The sequence below is a fragment of the Pontibacter sp. T17 genome (assembly GCF_057219875.1).
In genome coordinates this window covers 689,398-713,434 of the sequence record NZ_JBXVVW010000002.1, presented here as the reverse complement: position 1 = coordinate 713,434, position 24,037 = coordinate 689,398, and the positions used below count along the sequence as shown (strand labels likewise).

Genomic DNA, 24,037 nt, shown 5'->3' with positions numbered 1-24,037 from the left:
GCGGCTGGGTTCAGAAAGAGTAGGACTGCTTACTTCACAAACAGCATCTCGCGATACTTCGGCAGCGGCCAGCGGGCATCATCTACGATGCTTTCCAGCGCGTCTACGTGTGTGCGAATTACCTCAAAGTATTTCAGTACGTTTTTCTCCATGGCCAGCGCACGCTTGCGGATGTCCTCTTCAGTTTCTGCAGCGTGGCGGGCCTTGTCCATCGCCTTCACATTGGTGTAGAGGGCGTTCAGGTGCTCAGAGATTTCGCCTGCCAGTTCTGTCTGCATTTTGCCAGCCGTTTTGGGCAGGCCGGCGTCAGTCAGGCCTTCGAGGGTCTCCAGTACTTCGCGCTGGTAGCCCAGGGCGGCAGGAACAATCTGGTTCAGGGCAATCTCGCTCATCATCTGCGACTCAATCGCCACTTTCTTCACGTACGTCTCCAGCCGGATTTCCCAGCGGGCGTGCAGTTCGCGCTCGCTCAGGATGCCATGCTTGGCAAAGAGGGCCAGCGTCTGCTTGGTCACGTAGGCGTCCAGGGCTTCGGGTGTGGTGCCAATGTTGCTCAGACCGCGTTTCTTGGCTTCGGCTTTCCATTCCTCGCTGTAGCCGTTGCCTTCAAAGCGGATGGCCTTGCTTTCTTTCGTGTAGCGGCGCAGGATTTCCAGAATGGCTACTTCCTTGGCTTCGCCTTTCTCCACACGCTTCTCTACTTCTTCCTTGAACAGCACCAGCTGGTCAGCTACAATCAGGTTCAGCACAATCATTGGCGCCGAGATGTTGGCGCTGCTGCCTACAGCACGGAACTCGAACTTGTTGCCCGTGAAGGCGAAAGGCGACGTACGATTACGGTCGGTGTTGTCGCGCAGCAGTTGGGGCAGGCGCTTGATACCCAGGTTCAGCGGGCTCTTCGGGTTGATGCGCTTCTGTACGTTGGTGGCTTCCAGTTCGTTCAGTACGCTGTCCAGTTCCGAACCCAGGAACACCGAGATGATGGCAGGCGGGGCTTCGTTGGCACCCAGACGGTGGTCGTTGTTGGCGCTGGCAATGCTGGCACGCAACAGGTCGGCGTGGGTGTGGATGGCCTTTACCGTACAGATCAGGAAGGTCAGGAACTGCAGGTTGTCCTTCGGAGTCTTGCCGGGGCTGAAGAGGTTGCGGCCCAGATTGGTGCTCAGCGCCCAGTTGTTGTGCTTGCCGCTGCCGTTTACGCCTGCGAAGGGCTTCTCGTGCAGCAGCACTTTGAAGTTGTGGCGCATGGCTACGCGCTCCATCACGTCCATCAGCAGTTGGTTGTGGTCCACCGCGATGTTCATTTCCTCAAAGAAGGGCGCACACTCAAACTGGCCAGGCGCTACTTCGTTGTGGCGCGTCTTCAGTGGAATGCCCAGTTTCAGCGACTCCTGCTCCATTTCAATCATGAAGTTCTGTACGCGTGGCGGGATAATGCCGAAGTAGTGGTCTTCCAGCTGCTGGCCACGGGCTGGGGGCGCGCCGAAGATCGTGCGGCCACCCATTACCAGGTCGGGGCGGGCTTCGTAGAACGCACGGTCTACCAGGAAGTATTCCTGCTCCGGGCCCAGTGTCACCGTGATTTTCGATACGCCGCGCTCAAAAAACTGGCATACATCGGTAGCCGCGCGGTCAATCAGGGCAATCGTCTTCAGCAGAGGGCCTTTGAAGTCCAGGTCTTCGCCGGTGTAGCTGATGAAGATGGACGGAATGCATAGCGTAGTACCGATGATAAAGGCTGGGCTGGAGGGGTCCCAACCGGTGTAGCCACGTGCTTCAAAAGTGTTGCGGATACCACCCGACGGGAACGACGAAGCATCGGGTTCCTGCTGCACCAGTTCATCACCCCCAAACCGCTCAATCGGATGCCCATCCTTCAAAGAAAAGAACGCATCGTGCTTCTCGGCGGTGAGGCCCGTCAGCGGCTGAAACCAGTGCGTATAGTGCGTGGCACCCTTGCTCATAGCCCAGGTCTTCATGGCGTTGGCCACTTCGTCGGCAATCCGCTCGTCGATGGTGCCACCCGTCGCTACGTTGATGATGGCCTGGTAGGCCTCCTCCGACACATACTGGCGCATCACCTCAGGGGTGAAAACGTTGACGCCGAAGATCTCCTTCACCGACTTCGGATGATCTACTGGCGTAGCCTGGCGGTTCTGTGCGGTCTCAAGCGCACGAAAGCGTTGGGTGGACATGTTTCTTAGGGTGGTGTTGCGTTATCTGCAAGCAAAACTACGGTTTTCGTTGCAAAAAAATGTCTACTTCCAGTTTTTTGCAGCGAAAAGCCTCAATTCACTTGTATAATCAGGTTCTGGAGGTAAAAAAGAAGCCGAAGCAGGGGGCTTCGGCTTGTAGGGTTGCTTTCTGGCGGGCTGCACTCAGGCGTCTTCCCGCACCAGGTTCAGCGATTTCACTGGCGAAATAATCAGCGGCACTTTCTCCACCGTCACCGAACTCGTGTCCAGGCCAAAGCCACGGCCATCGCGCAGCGACATCCGGTTCAGCTGGAAGTACGAATTCATTACCACTTTCTCGTAGTTCGGTAGGTCGTTGTCGTAGCTCAGGAACGACTCCAGCACCACAAAGTGGAAGTCGCCCGTGATGTGATGCCGCCCAAGCGACTCGTAGCGGCTGCGAATATCCACTTCCCCGTTGGCCACCAGGCTCTCCACCGCTTTGCGGAACAGCAGGTTGATGCGTGGCTCTACCCGGAAACCCAGCCTGAACTGGATCCAGAAGGCATCGTCATTGAACTTGTGCACCGTGTAGCTCATCCGATAGGGCTCGTCCACTACGTCCACGTTCAGGAACCAGTAGACGTCGGCCCGCTTTGGCTGCCGGTTCAGGATGGAGTAGATGATACGGCGGTCCAGTTTCTCAGGGTTCTTGACAAATGTCAGGTACACCAGGTGCGTGGCAAACTTGGGTACAGTAGGGTCGTTGGACAGCTCTTTCAGTACAGGCAAATAGTCCTGTATCGGCACCAGCTCGATGTAACGGTTCTTGATGACACGCCCCTCATGCCAAATCCACATCGCCAGAATCAGTGTAGAGCCTATGACCACTGATACCCAGCCACCATGCGGGAACTTGATGGCATTGGCTACCAGGAACGACAGCTCAATCGCCAGAAACATGCCAGTCAGCAGGTAGATGAGGAAGCGGTTCCAGCGCAGCTTGAACAGGTAGTACGTCAGCAGGACGGTTGTCATCAGCATGGAGCCAGTGACAGCCAGACCATAGGCTGCTTCCATCGCTGCCGACTCGCGGAAATACAGCACCACAAAAATGCAGCCTGCCAGTAGAAACCAGTTGATGAACGGTACGTATAGTTGGCCCTTCACCAGCGTAGGGTAGATGACCCGCAGACGGGGCCAGAACTCCAGGCGGATGGCTTCGTTGATCAGCGTAAATGAGCCGCTGATCAGGGCTTGGCTTGCTACAATGGCAGCCAGTGTGGCCACAATAATAGACGGGATGAGGAACCAGCCGGGTACAATATTGTAGAAGGGATTGAACTGATGGCCGGGTTCACCCAGATGCTCGATGAGGAAAGCCCCTTGGCCGAAATAGCACAACAGGAGTGCCAGCTTTACGTAAATCCAGCTGATGCGTATGTTCTTGCGGCCGCAGTGCCCGAGGTCAGAATACAGCGCCTCGGCACCCGTGGTACACAGAAACACTGCCCCCAGCAGCCAGAAACCCTGCGGATAGTTCGCCAGCAGGTCAATGGCATAGTGCGGGCTCATGGCCATGAAAATCTGCGGGTGCTTCAGAGCGTAGTTCAGGCCCAGAATGGCAATCATCGTGAACCACACCAGCATCACTGGCCCAAAGAAGATGCCTACCTTCTTGGTGCCAAACTGCTGCGCCACAAACAGCGCCACCAGTATGGTAATGACAATCGGGATGGTCTGGATTTCAGGGTACAGCGTCCGCAGGCCTTCTACCGCCGAGCTTACCGAGATAGGCGGGGTAATGATGCCATCGGCCAGCAGGAACCCCCCGCCGATGATGGCCGGGAAGAACAGCCACTTCTTCTGCCGACGCACCAGGGTATACAGTGCGAAAATTCCGCCTTCACCGTTGTTATCGGCCCTCAGGGTGATGAAGATGTACTTAAGCGTCGTCTGGAAGAACAGCGTCCAGAAAATACAGGAGAGGCCGCCATACACGAGCTGTTCGCTTACGGCGCGGTCTCCAACAATGGCCTTGAGGGCATAGAGCGGCGAGGTGCCGATGTCGCCATACACGATGCCCATCGTAACGAGCAGTGTGCCAAGGGTTACGCGGTCCAACCCGTGGTGCGACTGGGATTTCAGGTCTGCCATGCGGTACAGAAAAGGGCTGACGTCGTTAGACATCTGCCTGAGACGGCGGCAAACTTACAACAAAACCCGACGAAGCAACCGACTTTATATGTGAGTGCCGGAAGGATAGGGCGCTGCGTAGGCATCCGTTTGATAGCCAGCTTGATAGAGCCAGTCGCCGGCAATGGCAATCATGGCGGCGTTATCGGTGCAGTACTCAAAAGGAGGAATGTGACCCTTCAGTTTGCGCCGTTCGCATTCTTCAGCAAAGCGTTTGCGCAGCAGCGAGTTGGCCGATACCCCGCCCACAATACCTACCTGCGCTATGCCATAGGCTTTCGCCGCGCCAAACAACTGCTGGATCAGCGCCTCCACAATCGTATGCTGAATGGACGCCGCAAGATCGGCGCGGTGCTGCTCCAGAAACTGCGGGTTTTGGGCCTGCTGCTTCTGAAGGAAATAGAGGAAGCTGGTTTTCAGCCCACTGAATGAGAAAGACCACCCCTCTTTGGCGGGGTTCGGAAACGCGTGAAACGCCGGATCGCCTTCCTGTGCAAGTTTGTCCAGCAGGGGGCCGCCAGGGTAGGGCAGGCCCAGCAGCTTGGCGGCTTTGTCGAACGCCTCTCCGGCCGCATCGTCCATCGTGCGGCCTACGGTTTCGTATTCCAGCGGTGAGTGTACAATCTGTATCTGTGTGTGGCCGCCACTCACGGTAAGGCACACCAGCGGGCCCTCGGGTAGCGGGCGGCCTTCTGTCGGCACATACAGCGACGCAATGTGGCCCTGCAGGTGGTTGACTGACACCAGTGGCACGTCCAGTGCCATTGCCAGTCCTTTGGCATAGCTCGTGCCCACAATCAGCGAACCCATCAGGCCGGGCCCTGCCGTAAAAGCTATGGCGGTGAGGTCTTTCCAGTCAATACCGGCCTGGGCCAGTGCCTGCTGCACTACCGCGGGCACCCCCACCTGATGCAGCCGCGAGGCCAGCTCGGGGACAACCCCGCCATATTGGGCATGTTTCAGCTGCGAACTCACCACATTGGCACGAATCTGGCCGTCCACCAGTATGGCGGCGGCCGAGTCATCGCAGGAAGACTCTATACCCAACAGGATTCTGTGCATCGGAAGCAGGTGTCGAAGCGAATTAACGTCATTTGGCCCCGCTTAGCGTGTGCTTTGCCCCTAACTTGCAGTGTTTTTCCGAAATGCGCTACCTACTTCGCACGCTCCGTTTCTGCCAGATCGCCATTGGCCTTCTGCTGGAGCTGTTCGTGGTGGCGTTTTTTGCCATACAGTTCCCCGCAGCCCAGAACACCATTCTGCCCTGGCTTCGGGGCTACCTGTCCGATCAAGTTGGCGGTGAGGTCTACGTCCGTCGCATCGAAATCGGCTTCCCCGACCGCTTTATTCTGGAAGATGTCTCCCTCTGCGGCCCTGGCGAAGAGCAGCCTGCCATTCGCCTGAAAGAGCTGCATATCGGCTTTCTCAGCTTTCGGGCCTCCGAGTTTCTGTTTTCCGATGCTACTACCCGCAGGATAGGGGCGCGCCTGATACGGCTGGTTGAACCCGAGGTACGGCTCATTACCCACCCCGATGGCCGCTCGAATCTTGATTTCCTCTCTGCCAGCCCCGATACTGCCAAGCCTGATACCAGCCAGCCTAAGCAACTGCTACTCAATATTGGGGAAGTCGACATTCGGCGGCTGCACCTACGCCTGATTGACTCCACCGCCAACACCAGGCCTCGTCCTGGTATGCTCAACTTCAGCAACCTCGAAGTGGCGGGCCTCAACCTCAACACGTCGTTCAAGCTGCTGGGCCCCGGCCGGTTGGAGGCCGAAATCAAGCGCCTCAGTCTCAGAGAGCGCGTGAGCGGCATGCAGCTGCATCACCTCTCCACCAACCTCAGCGCCAACCTGGCGGTGCCTTATGTGGCCCGTGTGCCCGATTCGCTCCGCAACATTGCCGTCGCGCCGCCCGACTCCATGCCCTATGTCCGCCTCATGGGAACGCAGGTGCGTTTGGCCCGTGCCGACCTGGAGTTCGATGCCGACCTCCGAAACGAAACCTTCGAAGACATCTTCAATTCCCAGGCGCCTCACCGCCGCTGGTATTATTTCGATTTTCGCGAGTCGCTGGTAGATTTCGATGCCATCACCTACTTCCTGGAAGAGCCCCTGCCGGTGGAAGGACTCGTCCAGCTACACGGCAAAGTCACTGGCGACGTAAGGCGTATCAAAGGCGACGGGCTGCGCTTGGCTATGGGCCAGTACTCCTGGCTTTCCGGCGACCTCCGGATGAACGATTACACCAAACGCGACTTTTTCCTCGAGGTCAACATCGACTCCTCCAACGTTCATGTTCAGGACCTTCGGCCCCTGCTGCCCGATGTCGATTTTCCCTCCGAGCTTGACCGTGTGGGTGTCGCCCGTCTGAGAGGTAAGTACGAGGGCTTTGGCCGTGATATGGTGATTCTGACACGCGTCGAAACAGACCTCGGCACGGCCTATGCCAACCTGAACCTGAAGTTTCCGCGTGGCGCAGCCTCTCAGTATGCAGGGACTATCAGGGGGCGCATGATCAATCTCGACCAGCTGCTGGATCTTTCCGTGTCACAGAGCCTCAATGTCGATGTCAATGTCCGGGGTACGGGGTTCAGCCCCCGTACGGCAACTGCCGATTTCGATATTACTGGCTGGGACAGTTGGTTCTTCAATCACGCAATCGACTCCTTGGCCGGTAAGGTGCGTGTATCTGACCAAAATCTCTCAGGCAGGCTGACCGTAGACGACCGCGAAGGAAGCCTGCTCGGTAATTTCGCTGTACACCTCGACACCCGACGCCCCGCCTATAGTTTTGAGGGCCGCCTGGACCAGATAGACCTTCAGCATTATGGTTTGGCCCGCGACAGCGTTCGTCTTTCCACTGCCCTCACGCTGGCCCTTGCTGGCGACTCTGTCGAGAGCATGAGCGGGCTGGTGCAGGGCTCCAATATCCGGGTGAAGAACCTGTCAAAGCGCCGCGACCGCGTCATTACCGACATTCTCCTCACTGTCAAGGCCACCGAAGACCGCCGCAAGAGTGTGAGTCTCCAGAGCGAACTGCTCGACGCCTCCATTGCGGGCATCTTCCGCTACGACCAGATGGGGCCTCTTTTCAGTCGCCTTGGCAAAGAAACGTCGCTCTTTCTGGAGAACGATACGGCGGCCATTCGTACCTACTATGAGCAGAAGATGGAGCCCAACCCCGACAGTCTGGTATCCGGATCGTTTGAGCTGAATGTCAAAAGACTGCGCGAGGTATCAGACTTCATCAACTTCCCTGTTCAGGCGGCAGAAGGTGGGCATATTGATGGCACCTTCGCCTTTGGCGAAACCGATCGCTTTCTCCTCAACTGGAACCTCCCCGATGTCTCTTATGACGACATTCGTGGGCAGAATGTCGTTGGCCGTTTCAGTCTTGATAAGTCGGCACTGTCCAATGCCCTGCGGGCGCAGTCATACCTCCAGCTCGACCACCTGTACATCGGCAGTGGTTTCGTGCTGGACGACATCACTTTCCTGCCCAGCATTCAGAACCGCTTTATCGGGTTTCAGCTGGCTGCTACCCAGGACAGCGCCCGCAAGCAACTGCGCCTTACTGGCGAGGCTACTTACCGCGAGGGCATATTCGACGGCCATCTGGTGGCCGACAGTTCGGGTCTGCTCCTGCGCGATGCCCTCTGGAGCTTCGATCGCGAGAACCGTATTGTGTATGGCGCCGGGCGCCTTGAGATGGAGAATTTCCGCCTGGTGAACGGCCAACAGAGCATCGTCGTAGAGTCCAACATTCGGCCGGGTCGCCAGGAAGGCCGCCTGGATCTCACCCTTCGCAGCCTCAATGTTGCCCAGCTGGCCGATCTCCTCTTGCCCGGCTATCGCCTCGAAGGGGTGCTCAGTGGAAACCTCACCGTCCGCAATCTCTTCAACAAGCCCGAGTGGATTGCCAATGGCTCACTGCGTCGCTTCCGTTACGAGAACGTCCGCTACGGCGACATCTTCCTCCAGTCCGACTGGGACGAACACCGCCAGTCCATGGCCATGGACGTCAGTCTGGTGCAACAGGCCGATACCCTGCTGGGGCTTAAGGGATACTATACCCCCGGCAACAAGCGCAGCCCACTCGATTTTGTGCTGGCTACCAACAATCTGCCTGTGAATTTGGCCGAGCCTTTTGTCGGCCACATCCTCTATGATATCAAAGGGCTGGTCCAGATCGAGCGGCTCAACGTGACCGGCACCCTTGATGCGCCCCGTATTAAGGGTGACGGCTACCTAAAGGACGTGTCCTTTGGTACTTACTACTTCAAGACAACCTATCGCCTCGATGGTGTAATCGACTTTGACGAGAAAGCCATCCGCCTGCCAAATTTCACTGTGCGCGATGCCCAGGGCGGGTCGGCACGCATCACTGGCAACATCTTCCACGAAGGCTTCACGCAGGTACGCCTTGACCTCCGATTCGACGACTTCCGCAACTTCCTCTTCATGGATACCCAGGCCGGCGATAACGACCTCTTCTATGGTAGGGTAGTGCTGCGCAATGGCTCAGGTTCCATCAAAGGGCCTTTCCTCAAACCGATGGTGCGCGCGTCCATTACTACCGGCGCGGGCACGCGTTTCTTCATTCCCATCACCAGCTACACCGAACAGAGCCGTCTGCCGTTCGTGGTCTTCCGTCAGCGCGACACCGAGGTGCAGGTCAAGGGCTCCAGCGTAGACCTGGAAGGCGTAGACCTGGCACTCAATGTTGAAGCCACCGCCGATGCCGAACTCTCGCTCATTCTGGATGAAAAGACCGGCGACTACATCCGCGGCGCCGGTATCGGCACGCTTGCCGTCAACATCACCACCGATGGCGAGTTTACCCTTGATGGCCAGTACGAGCTCGTCCGCGGCAACTACTTCCTCTCTGCTGCTGGTGTCATCAAGCGCAACTTCGACCTCGTGCAGCCCAGTGCCATCTCCTGGACAGGCGACCCCTACGACGGCCAGCTCGACATCCAGGCCAAGTACACCGTTCAGGCCAGCCTCGGAGCTCTCGACTCCGCTGCCGCCAACGTCTACCAGCCTGTCGACATTCTCCTGTTTGTGAAGGGTTCGCTGTTACAGCCCGAAGTCTCGTTCCGCCTCGAACTGCCTACCAGTACTTCCGGCTCGCTCAGCGGTATCTCCTCCCGCCTGGCCCTCATCCAGTCCGACCCCCAGGCCCTCAACCGGCAGGTGTTCTCGCTGCTTACATTGCGCCGCTTTGCTCCGGTGGACAATACGCTGGCATCTGCGGGCAATGCTGGCGTGGCTGGTACCGCCTCCGAACTGCTGTCATCCCAACTCAACAACCTCCTGGGTGGCGCCTTCGACGAAAACTTCACCTTCAACGTTGGCACTACCCGCCTCAACGACATCAACCTGAACCTGCGGGCCAACCTGCTCAACGGCCGGCTGAACATCGAGCGCAGCGGGGCGCTCGTGGGCAGCACCAATCGCAGCGTAACCGTGGGTAATATTACTGCCCGCTATCGCCTGCTGCCCAGCGACTCCATCTACCGCGCCAATCCTCGTGCAGGCCAGCTCAGCATCGAAGCCTTCAACCGCGAGAACCTGGGCATTTTTGGTGGCAGCAGCGCCGGTAACAACTCCATCATCACCACAACCCAAGGCCTCGGTGTGTTCTACCGCAAGGAATTCAACTCCTTCCGCGAGCTTCTCACGGGCCGCGATTATCGCCGCGAACGCGCCAACAAGCCCAAGAAGCTGGGGGGTAAGTTGAAACTGAACCTCGACAGTCTGCGGTCAGACAGTTTGCGCCTTGATAGTCTGAAGAAAGACAGCCTGCGCCGCGATACCACCATCCGCAATGGTGTCCAGTTTAGGCAGCGCAGCAGGCTCAAAGGCCCAGCATCGGAAGAGGGCAACCCCGTCAGAAGCCTGCCCGACCGCGCCATACTGCCCCTGCCCATTCAAGCCCTCGCTCCCCGCGAAGACTGACCAGGCATAAGGCCCTGAGGAGAGGTAGTCACTGCTGTTGGCTGGGCAAACAAAAAGCCCCCTGCGCAGGCAGAGGGCTGGAATCGTCCGTTCGTTGACGGGGTCACTTGGAGCCAGGGGCCGCCACGCCCGACATACAGTGCGGGTCGTTTGCTACGCCAAAGGGATCCCAGCTGATAAGGCGTTGGCTGGGGCACTGCTTCAGGTAAATGAAGAAGGCCAGCAGAAGTATGAACGTCGTCAGGCCGATAACAGCCAGCTTAGAACGCTGGATGCTCAGCTTCAGCTCTACTACCTCCTGCCGCAGCTCTTTCGAGTTCTGGATGTTGCGGATAATGATGTTGAGGCGCTCGGCGGCGGTTTCGCTCTTCTTCACGTAGTCGTAGGCACCGCTGTTCAGCACGTCTACGGCCACCTGCACATCTTCCTGTGCCGACAGCATCACCACGGGTACCGTAGGCATCGTCTTCCGGATTTCCTTCAGCACATTCATGCCCAACTGGAACTCGGGCTTGGTGTCCTCGTTCAGGTGGTAGTCCAGAATGATGATTTCCGGCCGCAGGTGCAGGGCCTCAAGGGCAGCTTCGCCCTTGGTGTAGGTGGTTACATCAAACCGTTTGCCGAATTTGGTTTTCAGCAGTGTGCACCACGTCATGTCGTCGTCTACAACGAACATGCGGGGTTTGGCTTCAGTCGTTGTGGCAGCCATTCAGATAGGATTGGTAGTGGGGTAGCGTCACCCACAAAATTGCTCTAAATCCGCAATATCCCAAATGCACGGCGCAGGCTTGTCCATTATTTCTCGGCTTCCTCGGCTTCTTTCTCTGCCATCGACTCTATCGTGACGCCCGAAGTCTCGATGAAATCGCGCAGCACCTCGTTCTGCGCCGTGAAGATGTCTTTCCGGTAGCCCTGCCAGGCGTTGTGCCCTTTGTAGATGAACAGCACCTTGTCGCCAATCGTCATCACCGACTTCATGTCGTGCGACACCACAATGGTTGTGATACCCAGCTGGCGGGTCAGCTTCTGCAGCAGGTCATCTATTACCTCGGCGGTCTGGGGGTCCAGGCCCGAGTTCGGTTCGTCGCAGAACAGATACTTGGGGCTCAGTGCAATGGCGCGTGCAATGCCCACCCGTTTCTTCATGCCACCCGATATCTCCGATGGAAAAAGATGCGCCGTATTGGGCATATTCACCATTCCCAGCAGTTCATTGATGCGGGCGTCCTGCTCCTTCTGCGTCATGTGCGTGAACATTCGCAGCGGAAAGCCAACGTTCTCGCCTACGGTCATCGAATCGAACAGGGCCGAGCCCTGAAACAGCATCCCGATATTCCGCCGCAAGGTCCGCGTTTCACGCTCATTCAGTTGTAGAAGGTCCTGCCCGTCAAATAGAATCGAGCCTTCTTCTGGCCGCATCAGCCCCACGATGCACTTGATAAGCACCGATTTGCCGCTGCCGCTCGCCCCGATGATCATGTTGATCTTCCCGGTCTCGAACTCGAAGTTGATGTCTTCCAACACCTTCTTTTCGCCAAACCGCTTGCTTACCTTCTGTATCTCAATACTCATGACGTGTGTGCAGAAGGGGGTTACAGAAGAATGGTAGCCAGAACGAAGTCGGCCAGCAGAATCATGATACAACTGTAGACCACTGCGCGGGTGCTGGCCTCGCCTACCTCTATGGCGCCGCCTTTTACGTAGTAGCCCTGGTAGCTGCCAATAGACGTCACCAGCAGGCCATAGGTGAAGGCTTTGGTCAGCATGAAGTAAATCTGGAAATAGGTGAAGTTGCCCTGTGCACCGATGGTGAACTGCTCATACGACACCTCGTTGGTAGCCACGCCTGCCCAAATGCCACCCAGGTGCATCAGAAAGCACGAGATGATAACCAGCAGAGGGAACATCACAGCACCTGCAATGATTTTCGGCAGGATAAGGAAACTGGCCGAATTGATGCCCATCACATCCAGCGCGTCTATCTGTTCCGATACACGCATGGTGCCAATCTGCGACGACACGTTCGAGCCGATTTTCCCTGCCAGTACCAGCGAGGTGATGGTGGGGGCAAACTCCAGCATGGCAGAGGCCGACACGATACTGCCTACCGTTGTCAGGGGTACGAAGCTGCCAATCAGCTGGTAGACAGTTTGTTGGGTGGAAACTGCGCCCACAAATACGGAGATTACCACCACAATCAGCACCGAGCCAATACCCATCGACACGGCTTCGCGCATGGTCTCATCCCAGTAAACGCGGGCTTTCTCGCGCTGTTCGAACAGGCGTTTCAGCATCAGCAGATATTCTCCGATGTCGTTCAGCCACCGGATGGGCAGGGTCGTCAGGGCGACGATGGGGGAAAGGGGGCGGGCCATAGCGTAGCGGCTACGAAGATACACAAACCACTCGTGGCGGGTCGGAAACCCAACCCACCCTGCGTAATTTGCGTTCCCATGTCTTTCACTTCGTCTGTTCAGTCCATGCGTCATCCCATCGCCCCCGATACACCCAAGCTGCGCGGGATGCGCGAGCGTCTGGCTGCCGAGTTGGCCGAGAAAGGCATTAAGGACACCAATGTCCTTGCAGCCATTCGTTCCGTTCCGCGGCATGCATTTGTAGAAAGCGCCTTTGCCGAAAAGGCCTACAAGGATATCCCTCTGCCCATTGGCTGTGAGCAGACCATCTCTCAGCCCTACACGGTAGCCTTCATGACCCAGGCGCTGCGGCTGCGGCCCGGCGCCAAGGTCCTGGAAATCGGCACTGGCAGCGGCTATCAGGCGGCCATTCTCTGCGCCCTTCAGATGGACGTCTATTCCATCGAGCGGCAGCGCCCACTCACGGTTCAAGCTAAACACGTGCTGGATGCCCTGGGCTATCATCCCCGCCTGAAGGTGGGCGACGGCACCCTGGGCTGGCCCGCCGCCGCACCTTTTGAGGGCATCATCGTAACCGCTGGCGGTCCGTCCATCCCTGAGGCCATGCGCAACCAGTTGGCGGTGGGTGGCCGTCTGGTCATTCCCGTCGGCGACCGCGATATGCAGCAGCTGCACATCATTACCCGTCTCGACGAAGGCACAGGCCCAGCTTCCTTCGACATCGAAATCGTAGACAACTTCCGCTTTGTGCCCCTCATCGGCCGCCACGGCTGGGCAGGCTGAGCCCGCGGGAATCGTTGGCGCCGCTGTGGTGTTACGCTCCCATGCGCGGAGTGAAAAAGCAGCACCTGCCCGAAAAAATCTGCCCCGTGTGCCAACGTCCCTTCGCCTGGCGCAAGAAGTGGGAGCGCGACTGGGAGAACGTCCGCTATTGCTCTGACCGTTGCCGGGCGCAAGCCAAAATTCAGCGCCCCGCTGGCTGAGGCTTCCTGTTTACAGCTTGCTCGGTAGCAGTTTTTCCAGCGCCATCCCCCGCGAGGCTTTCACCAGCAGTAGGTCCATGTCTTTCAGCAGGGTGGGCAGTGCCGCCTGGGCTTCTTCGCGCGTGGCAAAGTGGTGACAGTCGGTTTGGCGGCAGGCATCGTAGGCATGCTTCATTTCAGCGCCCACGAAGATGCAGCGGGCTGTGGGCAGTTGGTTCAGCAGCTCGCCCATTTCGGCGTGGTCGGCGCTGGCATTGGGGCCCAGCTCCAGCATGTCGCCCAGCAGTACGGCTTTGCGGCCCTCCAGTGCCAGAAAGCCGGTCAGGGCGGCAGTCATGCTGCTGGGGTTCGCGTTATAGGCATCCAGCACCACTTTCAGCGGCCCCAGTTGCACAATCTGGCTGCGCATGTTGCTGGGCGTGTAGGCCAGCAGCCCGGCGGCCAGGTTGCGGTAGTCTATACCCAGTTCCAGTGCTATCAGGCTCACTGCCAGAATGTTTTCCAGATTGTACTGGCCGTAGAGGCTGGCTGCCAGTTCGCGTGGGGCCTCCCAGCCACGCCAGTGCAGCCGGAAGCGCAGCCCATCCAGATTGGCCGCCAGCAGCTCTATGCGGTTTTCGCTGTCGGCGCCATAGCGCACGTGCCGCAGGCCGCTGTGGTCGTAGGCTGCTACCCAGGGGTCGCCAGCGTTGCTGAAGGCAAAGCCATTGTGCTGCTTCAGGTAGTCGAACAGTTCCAGCTTGGTGGCGGCATTGGCAGCCATGCTCCCCCCAAAGCCCTCCAGGTGATCGCGGCCCACGTTGGTCACCAGCCCCTGCGTTGGCTGGGCTATGGTGCACAGTTCGGCTACCTCGCCGGGGGCATTGTCGCCCAGTTCCAGCACGGCCACGTCGTGGTTCTGGTTTACCTGCAACACCGACAGCGGCACTCCTATGTGGTTGTTCAGGTTGCCAGGTGTTACAAAGGCTTTCCACTGGGTGCTGAGTACCGTGTTCAGCAGCTCTTTGGTGGTGGTTTTGCCGTTGCTGCCCCCAATGGCAATGAACGGCAGTGCCAGCTGCGCCCGGTGCCAGGTGGCCAGTTGTTGCAGCGCCGAAAGGCCGTCGGGCACCAGAAAACACTTTTCCTGCGGTAGGCCTGCGGCTACAGCCGGGTCATCTACCACTACGGCTGCTGCACCCTGCTCAAGCGCTGTAGCAGCAAAAGAATTGGCGTCGAAGCGTGGGCCTTTCAGGGCCAGGAATACCTGGCCTGGGCGCAGACTGCGGCTGTCAGTGGTGAGGCCGGTGCTGGCCGAAAAAATCGTATGTAAATCAGCAAGTAAGGCGGGGGGCAGGTCAGGCGTCACGCCCGCAAGATACGTACTCTATAACACTGCACACGCGTTTAAAAAACGCCTTTTCCGTTGTCTGCAACACCGAAAAAAAAATTCTTGCGCGCCTGTGCCTCTGGGTTTGTTCCGTATTATTGCACCTGCATAAACGCTACTCGCGCTACCCTAAGCACTAGCCTTATGACGATCACCACCAGCCCTGCTGAGCAAAGCACCACCACTTCTCTCGACGAGCTCCTCGAGCGTCTCGGGATTGCCACTCTGCCCGTAGCAGAACTTGGCGATGACGACGAATTTGAAGACGATGAGGAATTCGAGGAGGATGACGACCTCGACGAAGACGACGAAGACGATTTCGACGAGGACGACGAAGCAATTGACGAAGAAGACCTGGCCGAACTGGACTCGGAATTCGACGAAGACGACCTCGATGAAGACGATGACGAGGATGACGACGATTTCGACGATGATGACGACGACGAATTTGAAGACGACTTCGAAGCCGACGACGATTTCTAAGCTCCGCTTCCAGTAGCCGATTAGCATAAACCCTGGCCTTCGCCAGGGTTTTCTTATTTTCGAAAACATGTTTTCTGTAGGCGTTTTGGGCACCAGCTCGGCCGTACCTGCGTATGGTCGCTTCCCTACTGCACAAATGGTGCAGCATTACGAGCGCCTCTTCCTCATCGACTGTGGCGAGGGGACCCAGTTTCATGCCCAGCGATACCACTTCCGCCTGCGCAACCTCGATGCCGTCTTCGTCAGCCACATGCACGGCGACCATGTCTACGGCCTCCCCGGTCTGCTCACCAGCATGAGCATCTTCAGCCGTACCACCCCGCTGCTGCTGGTGGGGCCACAGGGAATAGCAGAATGGCTGAAAGTCACTTTCAAGCTGGGCGATACCTATCTGCAGTTTCCGCTGGAAATCAAGGAGCTGCCCAACAAATACGACGCGCCTATTCCCGTCTTCGAGAACTCACGCCTCGTGGTCTCAGCGTTCCCCCTGCACCACCGCATTCCTACCCATGGCTTTCGTTTTCAGGAAAAGCCCAAGTACCCACGCTTTCTCGCCGACCGTGCCCGCCTCGACGAAGTTCCCAGAGAATTCTTTCATCTGCTGAAGCAGGGCAATGACGTCACACTGCCCGATGGGCGGTTGCTTCACTCAGCCGACTACGTAGGCCCCGCCGATCCCGCCTATGCCTACGCCTTCTGCTCCGACACCGCCTACCATCCGGCGGTCGTTCCGCATATTCAAGGCGTCGACCTGCTCTACCACGAGGCTACCTTCACCCAAGACCTCGCCGCCCGGGCCAAAGACACAGGCCACAGTACCACCCTTCAAGCGGCCGAAATAGCGCGGGCCGCGCAGGTACGCCACCTCCTGCTGGGCCATTTCAGCGCTCGTTACAAATATCTGGACCCTTTGCTCGCCGAAGCGCGTTCTGTCTTTCCTGATGCGTCCCTCGCCATCGATGGGCGCAACTACCCCGTCACACAGCCCCTGCTGTCAGTTCCACTCTAACGCCTCCTCCCGTTGTCCACGTCAACTCCACAGCAGCACCCCCGTGCTCAGATGCTCTTTCTCTTTCTGGGCATTTTCTTCATCGGCAATGCCTTGTTGGCCGAGTTTATCGGGGCCAAAATCTTCTCGCTGGAAGCTACGCTGGGTACTCAGCCTGTTAATCTCAGCCTTTTCGGTGTCGATGGGCTGGCCTTCAACATGACCGCCGGTGTCATCCTCTGGCCCTTCGTCTTTGTCCTAACCGACCTTATCAATGAATACTTCGGCCGCCGCGGTGTGCGGCTGTTGTCCTTTATTGCCGCAGGAGTTATCCTCTATGCTTTCTGCATGGTATATATCGCCATTCACCTCACACCTGCCGACTTCTGGGTGCAGGGTAAGGTCGAAGGCGCGGTCCTCAATAACCAACATGCCTATCAGGCCGTCTTTGGTCAAGGGCTCTGGATTATCGCTGGCTCGCTGGTCGCATTCCTTATTGGCCAGCTGGTGGATGTCGTTGTGTTTCATCGCTTCAAGCGCTGGACGGGGCCACGGATGGTCTGGGTGCGTGCCACCGGCAGCACACTCGTTTCTCAGCTGATCGACAGCTTCGTCGTGCTCTTCATCGCCTTCTACATTGGCGCCGACTGGTCGCTGAAAACCGTGTTGGCCATCGCCATCGTCAATTATCTCTACAAGTTTGTGGCAGCCCTGGCCATGACTCCCGTGCTGCTGGGCGTCCACAACGCCATAGACCGGTATCTGGGGCGGAAGCTGGCCGAAGAACTGATGGAAGAAGCCTCTGCGGCCGAGGGCTACTCTACCCGCAGCACAGCACCCAGCGCCTGACACAGCGCTTCAGCGCCCAAACACCTGCTCTACCACGCGGCACACACGGTCGAGCTCTTCGTCGGTCATGCCTGTCCCAGAAGGCAGGCAGAGCCCCTGCTCAAACAGGCGATCAGCAGTATGGTCGCCATAGAACGGACAGTCGGCATACAGGGGTTGCAGGTGCATGGGCTTCCACAGCGGGCGGGCTTCTATCCGCGCCTGTTCCAGTGCCAGTCGCACGTCCGCCGGTGTAATGCCGCCGGCTTGTGTCAGGTCTATCAGCAGGGTAGACAGCCAGCAGTTTTCAAAGGTGTCTGGCTGCTCTGGCAGGAACGATACTCCTGGCAGTAGCCCCAGTCGCCGCTGGTAGTAGGCGTAATGATGACGGCGCCGCGCCACGCGATAGTCCAGTGTTTTCAGTTGCGCAGTGCCCAAACCTGCCGATACACTGCTCAGGCGGTAGTTGTAGCCAATCCGTTCATGCTGATAGTGCGGGGCCGGTTCGCGGCCCTGAGTGGCCAGTTTGCGGGCCAGGTCAATGTCTTCCCTGCGGTTGGCCTGAAGGGCACCGCCCCCGCTGGTGGTAATGATCTTGTTGCCGTTAAAGCTCAGCGCGCCCATTCGCCCAAAGGTGCCAGCGCCTTTCCCTTTATAGGTAGAGCCCAACGCCTCGGTTGCATCTTCTATCAGGGTCACATCATGCCGTTGACAAATGGCCATGATTTCATCCATCTGCGCCATGCGTCCATACAGGTGGGTCAGCAACACGGCTTTCACGCTTTTCCCCAGCTCCAGTCGGTGTTCCAGCGCTTTCTCCAGCCAATAGGGGCTGAGATTCCAACTGGTGGTCTCGCTGTCTACAAACACAGGATTGGCGCCAAGGTAGCGCACCGGGTTTGCACCGCCCACAAAGGTCAGGCTCTGCACCAGTACTTCGTCGCCAGGGCCTACGCCAAGGATATCCAGTGCCAGGTGCAGCGCAGCTGTGCCGCTGCTCACCGCAAGCACATACGGGCTGCCAGTGGCTTGGGCCAGCGCTGCCTCAAATGCAAGCAGCGGAGGACCTGCCGGTGCAAGCCATCCGCTGCGCAATACTTCCTCTAGGGCTTCGCCCTCACCGCCACCCACAAAGGGCGGCGACAGCAGAATATCATAGGGGCTTCCGGCTGACATGGCCGAAAGTTATGCTCAAGCGGCTTCCATCGAGTCGTCTTCACTGTCTTTAACAGAGAAGCCTCGTTGGGCAGCATAGTCGCTCAGGCGGGCCTTCAGCATCTTGCGGCCGCGGTGCAGGCGTGAACGCACTGTGCCTACAGGAATGCCTACAATCTTCGCTATTTCCTCATAGGAGAACCCGTCCAGGTCCGACAGCACTACCACAATCCGGTAATCGGAAGGTAGGGCATGCATGGCGCGGGTCACCTCATCGCCCAGCAGTTGGTGCGTCCAGCTCGTCTCCTGGTGTTGGTGCGAAGTCTGGAGCTGCGCTATCTGCTTGCGGGCCGACATCCGACTCAGGTCTGCCATTTCGTATGCGCCAGGGCGATACTGGGTCCGGCGATACTCGTTGATGAACGAGTTTTTCAGAATCCGGAACAGCCAGGCCTTGGCATTGCTGCCAATCTGGAAATGGTCGATATAGCGGCAGACCTTGAAGTAGGTGTCCTGCACCAGGTCCTCAGCCTGCACCCGGTCGTTGGTCAGTTTCAGGGCAAAACGGAACAGCGCTTTGGAGAAGGGCAGCAGATGCTCTTCTATCAGACGTCGGCGCTCTTCAGGTGTCAGCACCTGGACAGGCGGCGCCAGGCGAAGGTCTTGAACAGGCGTGCGTGGCCGCACGGCATACAGAGCAGGTGCCATGGGCACCAGAGTGGTTACAGACATTAGTGGACAGAATGAGAGTAATGAAACCACCTCGGAGGGGCTTCGGGCGACGCTCATTGTGCCACGCTGGCAGGTGACAACCAGCAAAGCGGGGAGCAGCGGTTAGCTGCGGCAATCGCCCGGTAGGCCAGGATCACTGGCGGGAGGGCGATGCAGGGGACTTGACATGCCAACAGGCTTGCGATGAATATATCCATCACCCAGCGTGTGGTCTGTTTCTGGAGCCGGAAGATTCAGCGAGCCGTTCAGTACGCCAATGATGGGCGAAACTTCTACCTCCGCTTCGTTCTCTTCGGGCAGATTGGTGTTGACAGGTGCCATCGGTGGGGCATCGGGATTTTCATCCACCAGCCACACGGTTTCTGCATTCACTGTTACGCGCTGCTCCGCAATGTCATTGCGGACGCTCTGCCATACACCCTGCCATGGAAACGCAAGGCTCATCACCCACAGAAGGGTGCTGATTCGAAGCGAGGTGGACAAGGGTGGACGCATGGTCTACAATAATAGACAGTAATAGCTGAACATCAAACAGCAGGAAAAGTTCATTCTCGCCTGCTTTCTTACTTTGGCGTACCTTTGCTGCCAATGACGGTAGAGATTTGCAAGAAATTCAGGTTCGAGGCGGCTCACTGGTTGCCTGGCTTCCCGGCCCAGCATAAATGCCACCGACTACACGGTCACAGTTTCGAAATCGAAATCTGGTGTAAGGGGCCTGTCAATAGCAGCACGGGTGTCCTGATTGATTACGGCGATATCAAGGCTGCGGTAAAACCCTACATTGACGCACTGGACCACTACTGCCTCAACCACCTCGGCGAGCAGTGGAACGACGACCTCATGCGCAACCCCAGTAGTGAGAATCTCGCTATCTGGTTCTGGCAGAAACTCAAGCCCATCCTGCCCGAACTCAGCCGGGTGGTGGTGCATGAAACCTGTACCTCCGCTTGCCAATACGCGGGGGAATAATCCGCCATTTCCTGCTTCCTTTTGGCGCTTTGCCCCGCATGTGGCATATTTGCCGCTTCCTGCGCTATGTCGGCCATCGTCATCATCCCCACCTACAACGAGATAGAGAACATCGAGCGGATGGTTCACAGGGTTATGGCCCTGCCCGAACGTATCGATCTGCTCGTGGTGGATGACAACTCCCCCGACGGAACTGCCCAGGCCGTAGAGACCCTGATGAATGCCTATCCCGAACGGCTCTTCATTCTCAAGCGTGCGGGGAAGCAGGGGCTGGGCAAAGCCTACATCGCTGGCTTCGAGTGGTGCCTCGCCCGAAACTACGCTTACATCTTTGAGATGGATGCGGACTTCAGCCACAACCCCGACGACCTGGTGCACCTGCTGCGTGCCTGCCGCGACGACGGGCAGGACCTGGCCATCGGTTCGCGCTATATCACTGGCGTCAATGTCGTCAACTGGCCCATGGGCCGCGTGTTGCTCAGTTATTTTGCTTCTGTCTACGTGCGTTGGATTACCGGTATGCCCCTGCGCGATGCCACCGCAGGCTTCAAGTGCTACCGTGCCGAAACCCTGCGGACGGTCCTGTCCAAGCCAGTGAAGTTCACTGGCTATGCCTTCCAGATCGAGATGAAGTTCAAGGCCTGGAAGTTTGGTTTCCGTATCCGAGAGGTGCCCATCATCTTCACCGAGCGTGCACAGGGGGTCTCCAAGATGTCGGGCAAAATCATTCGCGAAGCCGTATTCGGTGTGCTGTCGCTCAAGCTCGCATCTTTCTTCCAGAAGTGGGAGCGCCTGCCGGCCCGCACCGCCTGACAAGCACTTCCCACTCCCTGGGTCGTCTCAACTGTTGGGCTGTTCGTCGCTGGGCAGTCTCAGTTCGTCGGTATAACGGGCAAATGGCACGGCGCTCGGAAGGTCAATTGCCTGCTGCTGCATCCGCTCCTGCCGCTTTTTACAGTTAGGACACTGTTTGCATTTTCGTTCCTGCGTTCCGGTGGTGGCGCCATGGGCGTCGGTCAGCAGGTGGTCAAGGGTTTGGCACATAACACAAGGGGGAGAGTACAGTCCAAAACTGCACCCTCCCCCGTTGACAAACCCTGATGCCTGTTCGGCGCGGGCCTGATATTCGTGTATTCGCTGGGTGACGGAATTCGCGTGCTTTTACCTGACGTCCATCAGCCGAAAGTCGGTTACCCGCTGCTTATTGTGGCAGTTCGGCTACGACGGTTTCACCACCCCGCACTACCTGGCCCAGTTGCACAGTCACCTTGGCGTCCAGTGGCAGCAACAGGTCCATCCGGCTGCCAAATTTGATGAAGCCGTATTCCTGGCCCTGCGCCAGCACATCGCCCGGCTTGATGTACCACCGGATGCGGCGGGCTACAGCGCCTGCTATCTGCTTGAAGCCAATGGCATGGCGGCCATTGCTCACCACGGTGTAGGTCTGCTCGTTTTCTTCGCTGCTCTTGGGGTCCCAGGCCACCAGAAACTTGCCCGGCTTGTACTCAAAGTGCTCCACCTTGCCAGCAATGGGGCTGCGGTTCACGTGCACATTCAGCGGCGACATGAAGATGGAAACCTGAATACGCTTGCCTTTGAAGAACTTCGGCTCTTCCACCTCTTCTATCACCACCACTTTGCCATCGCAGCTGGCAATCACATGCTGGGCGTTGGTGGCGATGGTGCGCGTGGGGTTGCGGAAGAAGTTGAGCACCAGGCCTGCCAGCACTGCCAGCGTTAGGGTCAGCAGCCACGCAAACCAGTGGTTGCCCAGCAGCCAGAAACTCAGGCCGCCGCCCACCAGGGTTGCCAGAAGAATCACGGCCACTTCCACGCGGCCCTCACGATGCAGAATGTACGGTTTCATCAGGGTGCAAAGGTAAGGGCTGCACCGATAACAGCTACTTGGCTCAGAACAGTTTTGCCTGCACGGGCTTCACGGTGAAGCTGCGGCGGTGCCAAGGCGTGGCGCCCAGCTCCTGAATCATCCGGCGATGGCCGGGTGTGGGGTAGCCTGCGTTTCCGGCCCAGCCGTATTCCGGAAAGTCGGCGTGCAGCAGCTGCATCAGGTCGTCGCGGAAGGTTTTCGCCAAAATGCTGGCGGCTGCTATGTGCAGCAGTTTTCCATCGCCTTTGATTACGCACGTATGCGGCAGGGTGGCGTGTGGCCGGAAGCGGTTGCCATCTATCGCCAGGTGGTCGGGCGTTACTGACAGGCAGCCGATGGCCTCGTGCATGGCCTCGAAGGCCGCCTGTAATATGTTGATCTCGTCTATGCGCTCCACACTCACAATGCCCACGCCCCAGGCTACTGCCTCGGCCAGTATCACTTCGCGCAGAGCTTCCCGCTGCGCTTTGTTCAGCTGCTTGCTGTCGGTGAGGGTAGGGTGGCGGAAATCGGGCGGCAAAACAACAGCGGCGGCTACCACTGGGCCTGCCAGTGCGCCCCTGCCAGCTTCGTCCACGCCCGCCTCTACGCGCCCGGCTTCCAGATACGGCTCCAGCGCCATGTTACTCTATCGTGATGTAGCCGTTGCGTTCAATCAGTCCCGGATACTTGTGCTGATACTGCTGAATCACCACACTGATGAGGGCGCCTCGCAGCTTGTCGATATTGTCTTTCTGTGTAGCCGAGATGAACACCGCCGGATAGCGCTCATACGACTGCCAGGTGCGCCCCAGGTCGTCCATGTCGTCGCCTTCCAGTTGGTCCAGCTTGTTGAACACCATGATGGTTGGCTTGTCGCTTACGCCCATGTCGGCCAGTGTGTTGCGTACCACCTGCACGTGTTCCAGATAGTGCGGGTTCGAGATGTCCACCACGTGCAGCAGAATATCAGCCTCACGTACCTCATCCAGTGTGCTCTTGAACGACTCAATCAATCCGTGCGGCAGTTTACGGATGAACCCAACCGTGTCGGACAGCAGGAACGGCACACTGCCCAGCACCACCTTGCGCACGGTAGTGTCCAGCGTGGCAAAGAGTTTGTTTTCAGCCAGCACGGTGCTCTTGCTCAGCAGGTTCATGATAGTGCTTTTACCTGCGTTGGTGTAGCCCACCAAGGATACCCGCACCACGTTCTCGCGGTGTTTGCGCCGGGTTTCGTTCTGGCGGTCTATCTTCTTCAGGTCCTGCTTCAGCTTGGCAATGCGCTCGCGGATGATGCGGCGGTCGGTCTCGATTTCCATTTCGCCAGCACCTTTCAGGCCAATACCCCCCCGTTCCCGCGAGTGGTGCGTCCACATACGGGTCAGGCGTGGCAGTTGGTATTCCAGCCGGGCCAGTTCTACCTGGGCTTTGGCCTGCGAGGTCCGGGCGTGCTCCGAGAAAATTTCCAGTATCAGGCCCGAACGGTCCAGTATCCGTCGGTTCAGGGCTTTTTCCAGGTTGCGCACCTGGGTGGGGCTCAGGTCATCGTCAAAAATTACGATCTGGGCACCCAGCAGCTCGCAGATCCCAAGAATCTCTTCCAGCTTGCCACTGCCCAGATAGGTAGAGGCGATGGGCTTGTCCATCGGTTGCAGAATGGACTTTACGCTGTGGGCGCCATAGGTAGTGGCCAGCATTTCCAGTTCGGCCAGGTATTCCATGGCCTGCTCATAGCCAATGGTGCGTTTGTTCCATACGCCTACCAGCACCGCGGGAATGGGCCCGTGGCGGTCGGCGGCAGAACGGTGGGGTTGGGTAGGCTCCAAGCAGTAATCGTAAAACACAAATATAACGGCTGGGGGCAGGTGGCCGTTGTCATACCCAGTTTGGGGTAAAAAAGAGCAACTTTGGCTACAGCGTTGCGCTGGGGCATGCGTATTATTGCAGTT

22 protein-coding genes are annotated in these 24,037 nt (G+C 58.0%); 8 read left to right on the top strand and 14 right to left on the bottom strand.

Annotation, left to right across the window (positions count from 1 at the left end; translation table 11 throughout):
• Positions 1–29: 29 nt before the first annotated feature.
• The 3 genes from AC2D8O_RS11090 to tsaD all read right to left on the bottom strand — a co-directional run bounded on the left by AC2D8O_RS11090 (position 30) and on the right by tsaD (position 5,432).
• The gene (locus tag AC2D8O_RS11090; RefSeq protein ID WP_484678885.1) at positions 30–2,195 is read right to left on the bottom strand and encodes a glutamine synthetase III family protein; all 2,166 of its coding nucleotides are present in this window, start codon (positions 2,193–2,195) and stop codon (positions 30–32) included.
• A 183-nt stretch (positions 2,196–2,378) separates the two neighbouring features.
• Complete coding sequence (locus AC2D8O_RS11085; protein ID WP_484678884.1) at positions 2,379–4,331, bottom strand: KUP/HAK/KT family potassium transporter; 1,953 nt, start codon at positions 4,329–4,331, stop codon at positions 2,379–2,381.
• Between the two features lie 84 nt (positions 4,332–4,415).
• Complete coding sequence (gene tsaD / locus AC2D8O_RS11080) at positions 4,416–5,432, bottom strand: tRNA (adenosine(37)-N6)-threonylcarbamoyltransferase complex transferase subunit TsaD (RefSeq protein ID WP_484678883.1); 1,017 nt, start codon at positions 5,430–5,432, stop codon at positions 4,416–4,418.
• Between the two features lie 83 nt (positions 5,433–5,515).
• Here tsaD and AC2D8O_RS11075 point away from each other — a divergent pair, with 83 nt between their 5' ends.
• Positions 5,516–10,336 (top strand): translocation/assembly module TamB domain-containing protein, encoded by a 4,821-nt coding sequence (locus AC2D8O_RS11075; RefSeq protein WP_484678882.1) that lies wholly within the window; start codon positions 5,516–5,518, stop codon positions 10,334–10,336.
• Between the two features lie 103 nt (positions 10,337–10,439).
• On the opposite strand, the gene AC2D8O_RS11070 is transcribed toward AC2D8O_RS11075, so the two are convergent.
• The 3 genes from AC2D8O_RS11070 to AC2D8O_RS11060 all read right to left on the bottom strand — a co-directional run bounded on the left by AC2D8O_RS11070 (position 10,440) and on the right by AC2D8O_RS11060 (position 12,711).
• Positions 10,440–11,045, bottom strand: a complete 606-nt coding sequence (locus tag AC2D8O_RS11070; protein WP_484678881.1) for a response regulator — start codon at positions 11,043–11,045, stop codon at positions 10,440–10,442.
• 86 nt (positions 11,046–11,131) lie between these two features.
• Positions 11,132–11,908: an ABC transporter ATP-binding protein gene (locus AC2D8O_RS11065; protein ID WP_484678880.1), complete on the bottom strand. Its 777-nt coding sequence runs from the start codon at positions 11,906–11,908 to the stop codon at positions 11,132–11,134.
• A 20-nt stretch (positions 11,909–11,928) separates the two neighbouring features.
• On the bottom strand, positions 11,929–12,711 hold the full coding sequence (locus AC2D8O_RS11060) for an MlaE family ABC transporter permease (protein ID WP_484678879.1): 783 nt from the start codon (positions 12,709–12,711) through the stop codon (positions 11,929–11,931).
• A gap of 78 nt (positions 12,712–12,789) precedes the next feature.
• On the opposite strand from AC2D8O_RS11060, the gene AC2D8O_RS11055 reads away from it, so the two are divergent.
• Positions 12,790–13,494 (top strand): protein-L-isoaspartate(D-aspartate) O-methyltransferase, encoded by a 705-nt coding sequence (locus tag AC2D8O_RS11055; RefSeq protein WP_484678878.1) that lies wholly within the window; start codon positions 12,790–12,792, stop codon positions 13,492–13,494.
• 41 nt (positions 13,495–13,535) lie between these two features.
• On the top strand, positions 13,536–13,694 hold the full coding sequence (locus tag AC2D8O_RS11050) for a DUF2256 domain-containing protein (RefSeq protein WP_484678877.1): 159 nt from the start codon (positions 13,536–13,538) through the stop codon (positions 13,692–13,694).
• 10 nt (positions 13,695–13,704) lie between these two features.
• Here the strand turns inward: AC2D8O_RS11050 and AC2D8O_RS11045 are convergent, their stop codons facing one another.
• Positions 13,705–15,042 (bottom strand): UDP-N-acetylmuramoyl-tripeptide--D-alanyl-D-alanine ligase, encoded by a 1,338-nt coding sequence (locus tag AC2D8O_RS11045; protein WP_484678876.1) that lies wholly within the window; start codon positions 15,040–15,042, stop codon positions 13,705–13,707.
• 165 nt (positions 15,043–15,207) lie between these two features.
• Between AC2D8O_RS11045 and AC2D8O_RS11040 the strand changes: the two genes are divergently transcribed.
• The 3 genes from AC2D8O_RS11040 to AC2D8O_RS11030 all read left to right on the top strand — a co-directional run bounded on the left by AC2D8O_RS11040 (position 15,208) and on the right by AC2D8O_RS11030 (position 17,383).
• A complete protein-coding gene (locus tag AC2D8O_RS11040) occupies positions 15,208–15,546 on the top strand; it encodes a hypothetical protein (RefSeq protein WP_484678875.1) in 339 nt (112 codons plus the stop codon).
• Positions 15,547–15,613: 67 nt separating this feature from the next.
• Positions 15,614–16,555, top strand: coding sequence for a ribonuclease Z (locus tag AC2D8O_RS11035; RefSeq protein WP_484678874.1), 942 nt, complete (start codon positions 15,614–15,616; stop codon positions 16,553–16,555).
• Between the two features lie 51 nt (positions 16,556–16,606).
• Positions 16,607–17,383: a queuosine precursor transporter gene (locus AC2D8O_RS11030; protein WP_484678873.1), complete on the top strand. Its 777-nt coding sequence runs from the start codon at positions 16,607–16,609 to the stop codon at positions 17,381–17,383.
• 9 nt (positions 17,384–17,392) lie between these two features.
• Here the strand turns inward: AC2D8O_RS11030 and AC2D8O_RS11025 are convergent, their stop codons facing one another.
• The 3 genes from AC2D8O_RS11025 to AC2D8O_RS11015 all read right to left on the bottom strand — a co-directional run bounded on the left by AC2D8O_RS11025 (position 17,393) and on the right by AC2D8O_RS11015 (position 19,744).
• Entirely contained in the window at positions 17,393–18,538 is a 1,146-nt protein-coding gene (locus AC2D8O_RS11025) for a DegT/DnrJ/EryC1/StrS family aminotransferase (protein ID WP_484678872.1), read from the bottom strand.
• Positions 18,539–18,553: 15 nt separating this feature from the next.
• Positions 18,554–19,225, bottom strand: coding sequence for a sigma-70 family RNA polymerase sigma factor (locus tag AC2D8O_RS11020; RefSeq protein ID WP_484678871.1), 672 nt, complete (start codon positions 19,223–19,225; stop codon positions 18,554–18,556).
• Positions 19,226–19,351: 126 nt separating this feature from the next.
• The gene (locus tag AC2D8O_RS11015) at positions 19,352–19,744 is read right to left on the bottom strand and encodes a hypothetical protein (RefSeq protein ID WP_484678870.1); all 393 of its coding nucleotides are present in this window, start codon (positions 19,742–19,744) and stop codon (positions 19,352–19,354) included.
• A gap of 93 nt (positions 19,745–19,837) precedes the next feature.
• Here AC2D8O_RS11015 and AC2D8O_RS11010 point away from each other — a divergent pair, with 93 nt between their 5' ends.
• Together AC2D8O_RS11010 and AC2D8O_RS11005 are read left to right on the top strand one after the other, a co-directional pair.
• A complete protein-coding gene (locus AC2D8O_RS11010) occupies positions 19,838–20,218 on the top strand; it encodes a 6-pyruvoyl trahydropterin synthase family protein (RefSeq protein ID WP_484678869.1) in 381 nt (126 codons plus the stop codon).
• Between the two features lie 66 nt (positions 20,219–20,284).
• Positions 20,285–21,031: a polyprenol monophosphomannose synthase gene (locus tag AC2D8O_RS11005; RefSeq protein WP_484678868.1), complete on the top strand. Its 747-nt coding sequence runs from the start codon at positions 20,285–20,287 to the stop codon at positions 21,029–21,031.
• A gap of 27 nt (positions 21,032–21,058) precedes the next feature.
• Here AC2D8O_RS11005 and AC2D8O_RS11000 read toward each other — a convergent pair whose 3' ends face one another.
• The 4 genes from AC2D8O_RS11000 to hflX all read right to left on the bottom strand — a co-directional run bounded on the left by AC2D8O_RS11000 (position 21,059) and on the right by hflX (position 23,914).
• A complete protein-coding gene (locus tag AC2D8O_RS11000) occupies positions 21,059–21,262 on the bottom strand; it encodes a hypothetical protein (protein ID WP_484678867.1) in 204 nt (67 codons plus the stop codon).
• A 157-nt stretch (positions 21,263–21,419) separates the two neighbouring features.
• Positions 21,420–22,085 carry a phosphatidylserine decarboxylase family protein gene (locus AC2D8O_RS10995; RefSeq protein WP_484678866.1) on the bottom strand — a complete coding sequence of 222 codons (666 nt, stop codon included), beginning with the start codon at positions 22,083–22,085 and terminating at the stop codon, positions 21,420–21,422.
• Between the two features lie 43 nt (positions 22,086–22,128).
• Positions 22,129–22,728, bottom strand: coding sequence for a ribonuclease HII (locus AC2D8O_RS10990; RefSeq protein WP_484678865.1), 600 nt, complete (start codon positions 22,726–22,728; stop codon positions 22,129–22,131).
• 1 nt (position 22,729) lies between these two features.
• Positions 22,730–23,914, bottom strand: a complete 1,185-nt coding sequence (gene hflX, locus AC2D8O_RS10985) for a GTPase HflX (protein ID WP_484678864.1) — start codon at positions 23,912–23,914, stop codon at positions 22,730–22,732.
• Positions 23,915–24,037: the final 123 nt, after the last annotated feature.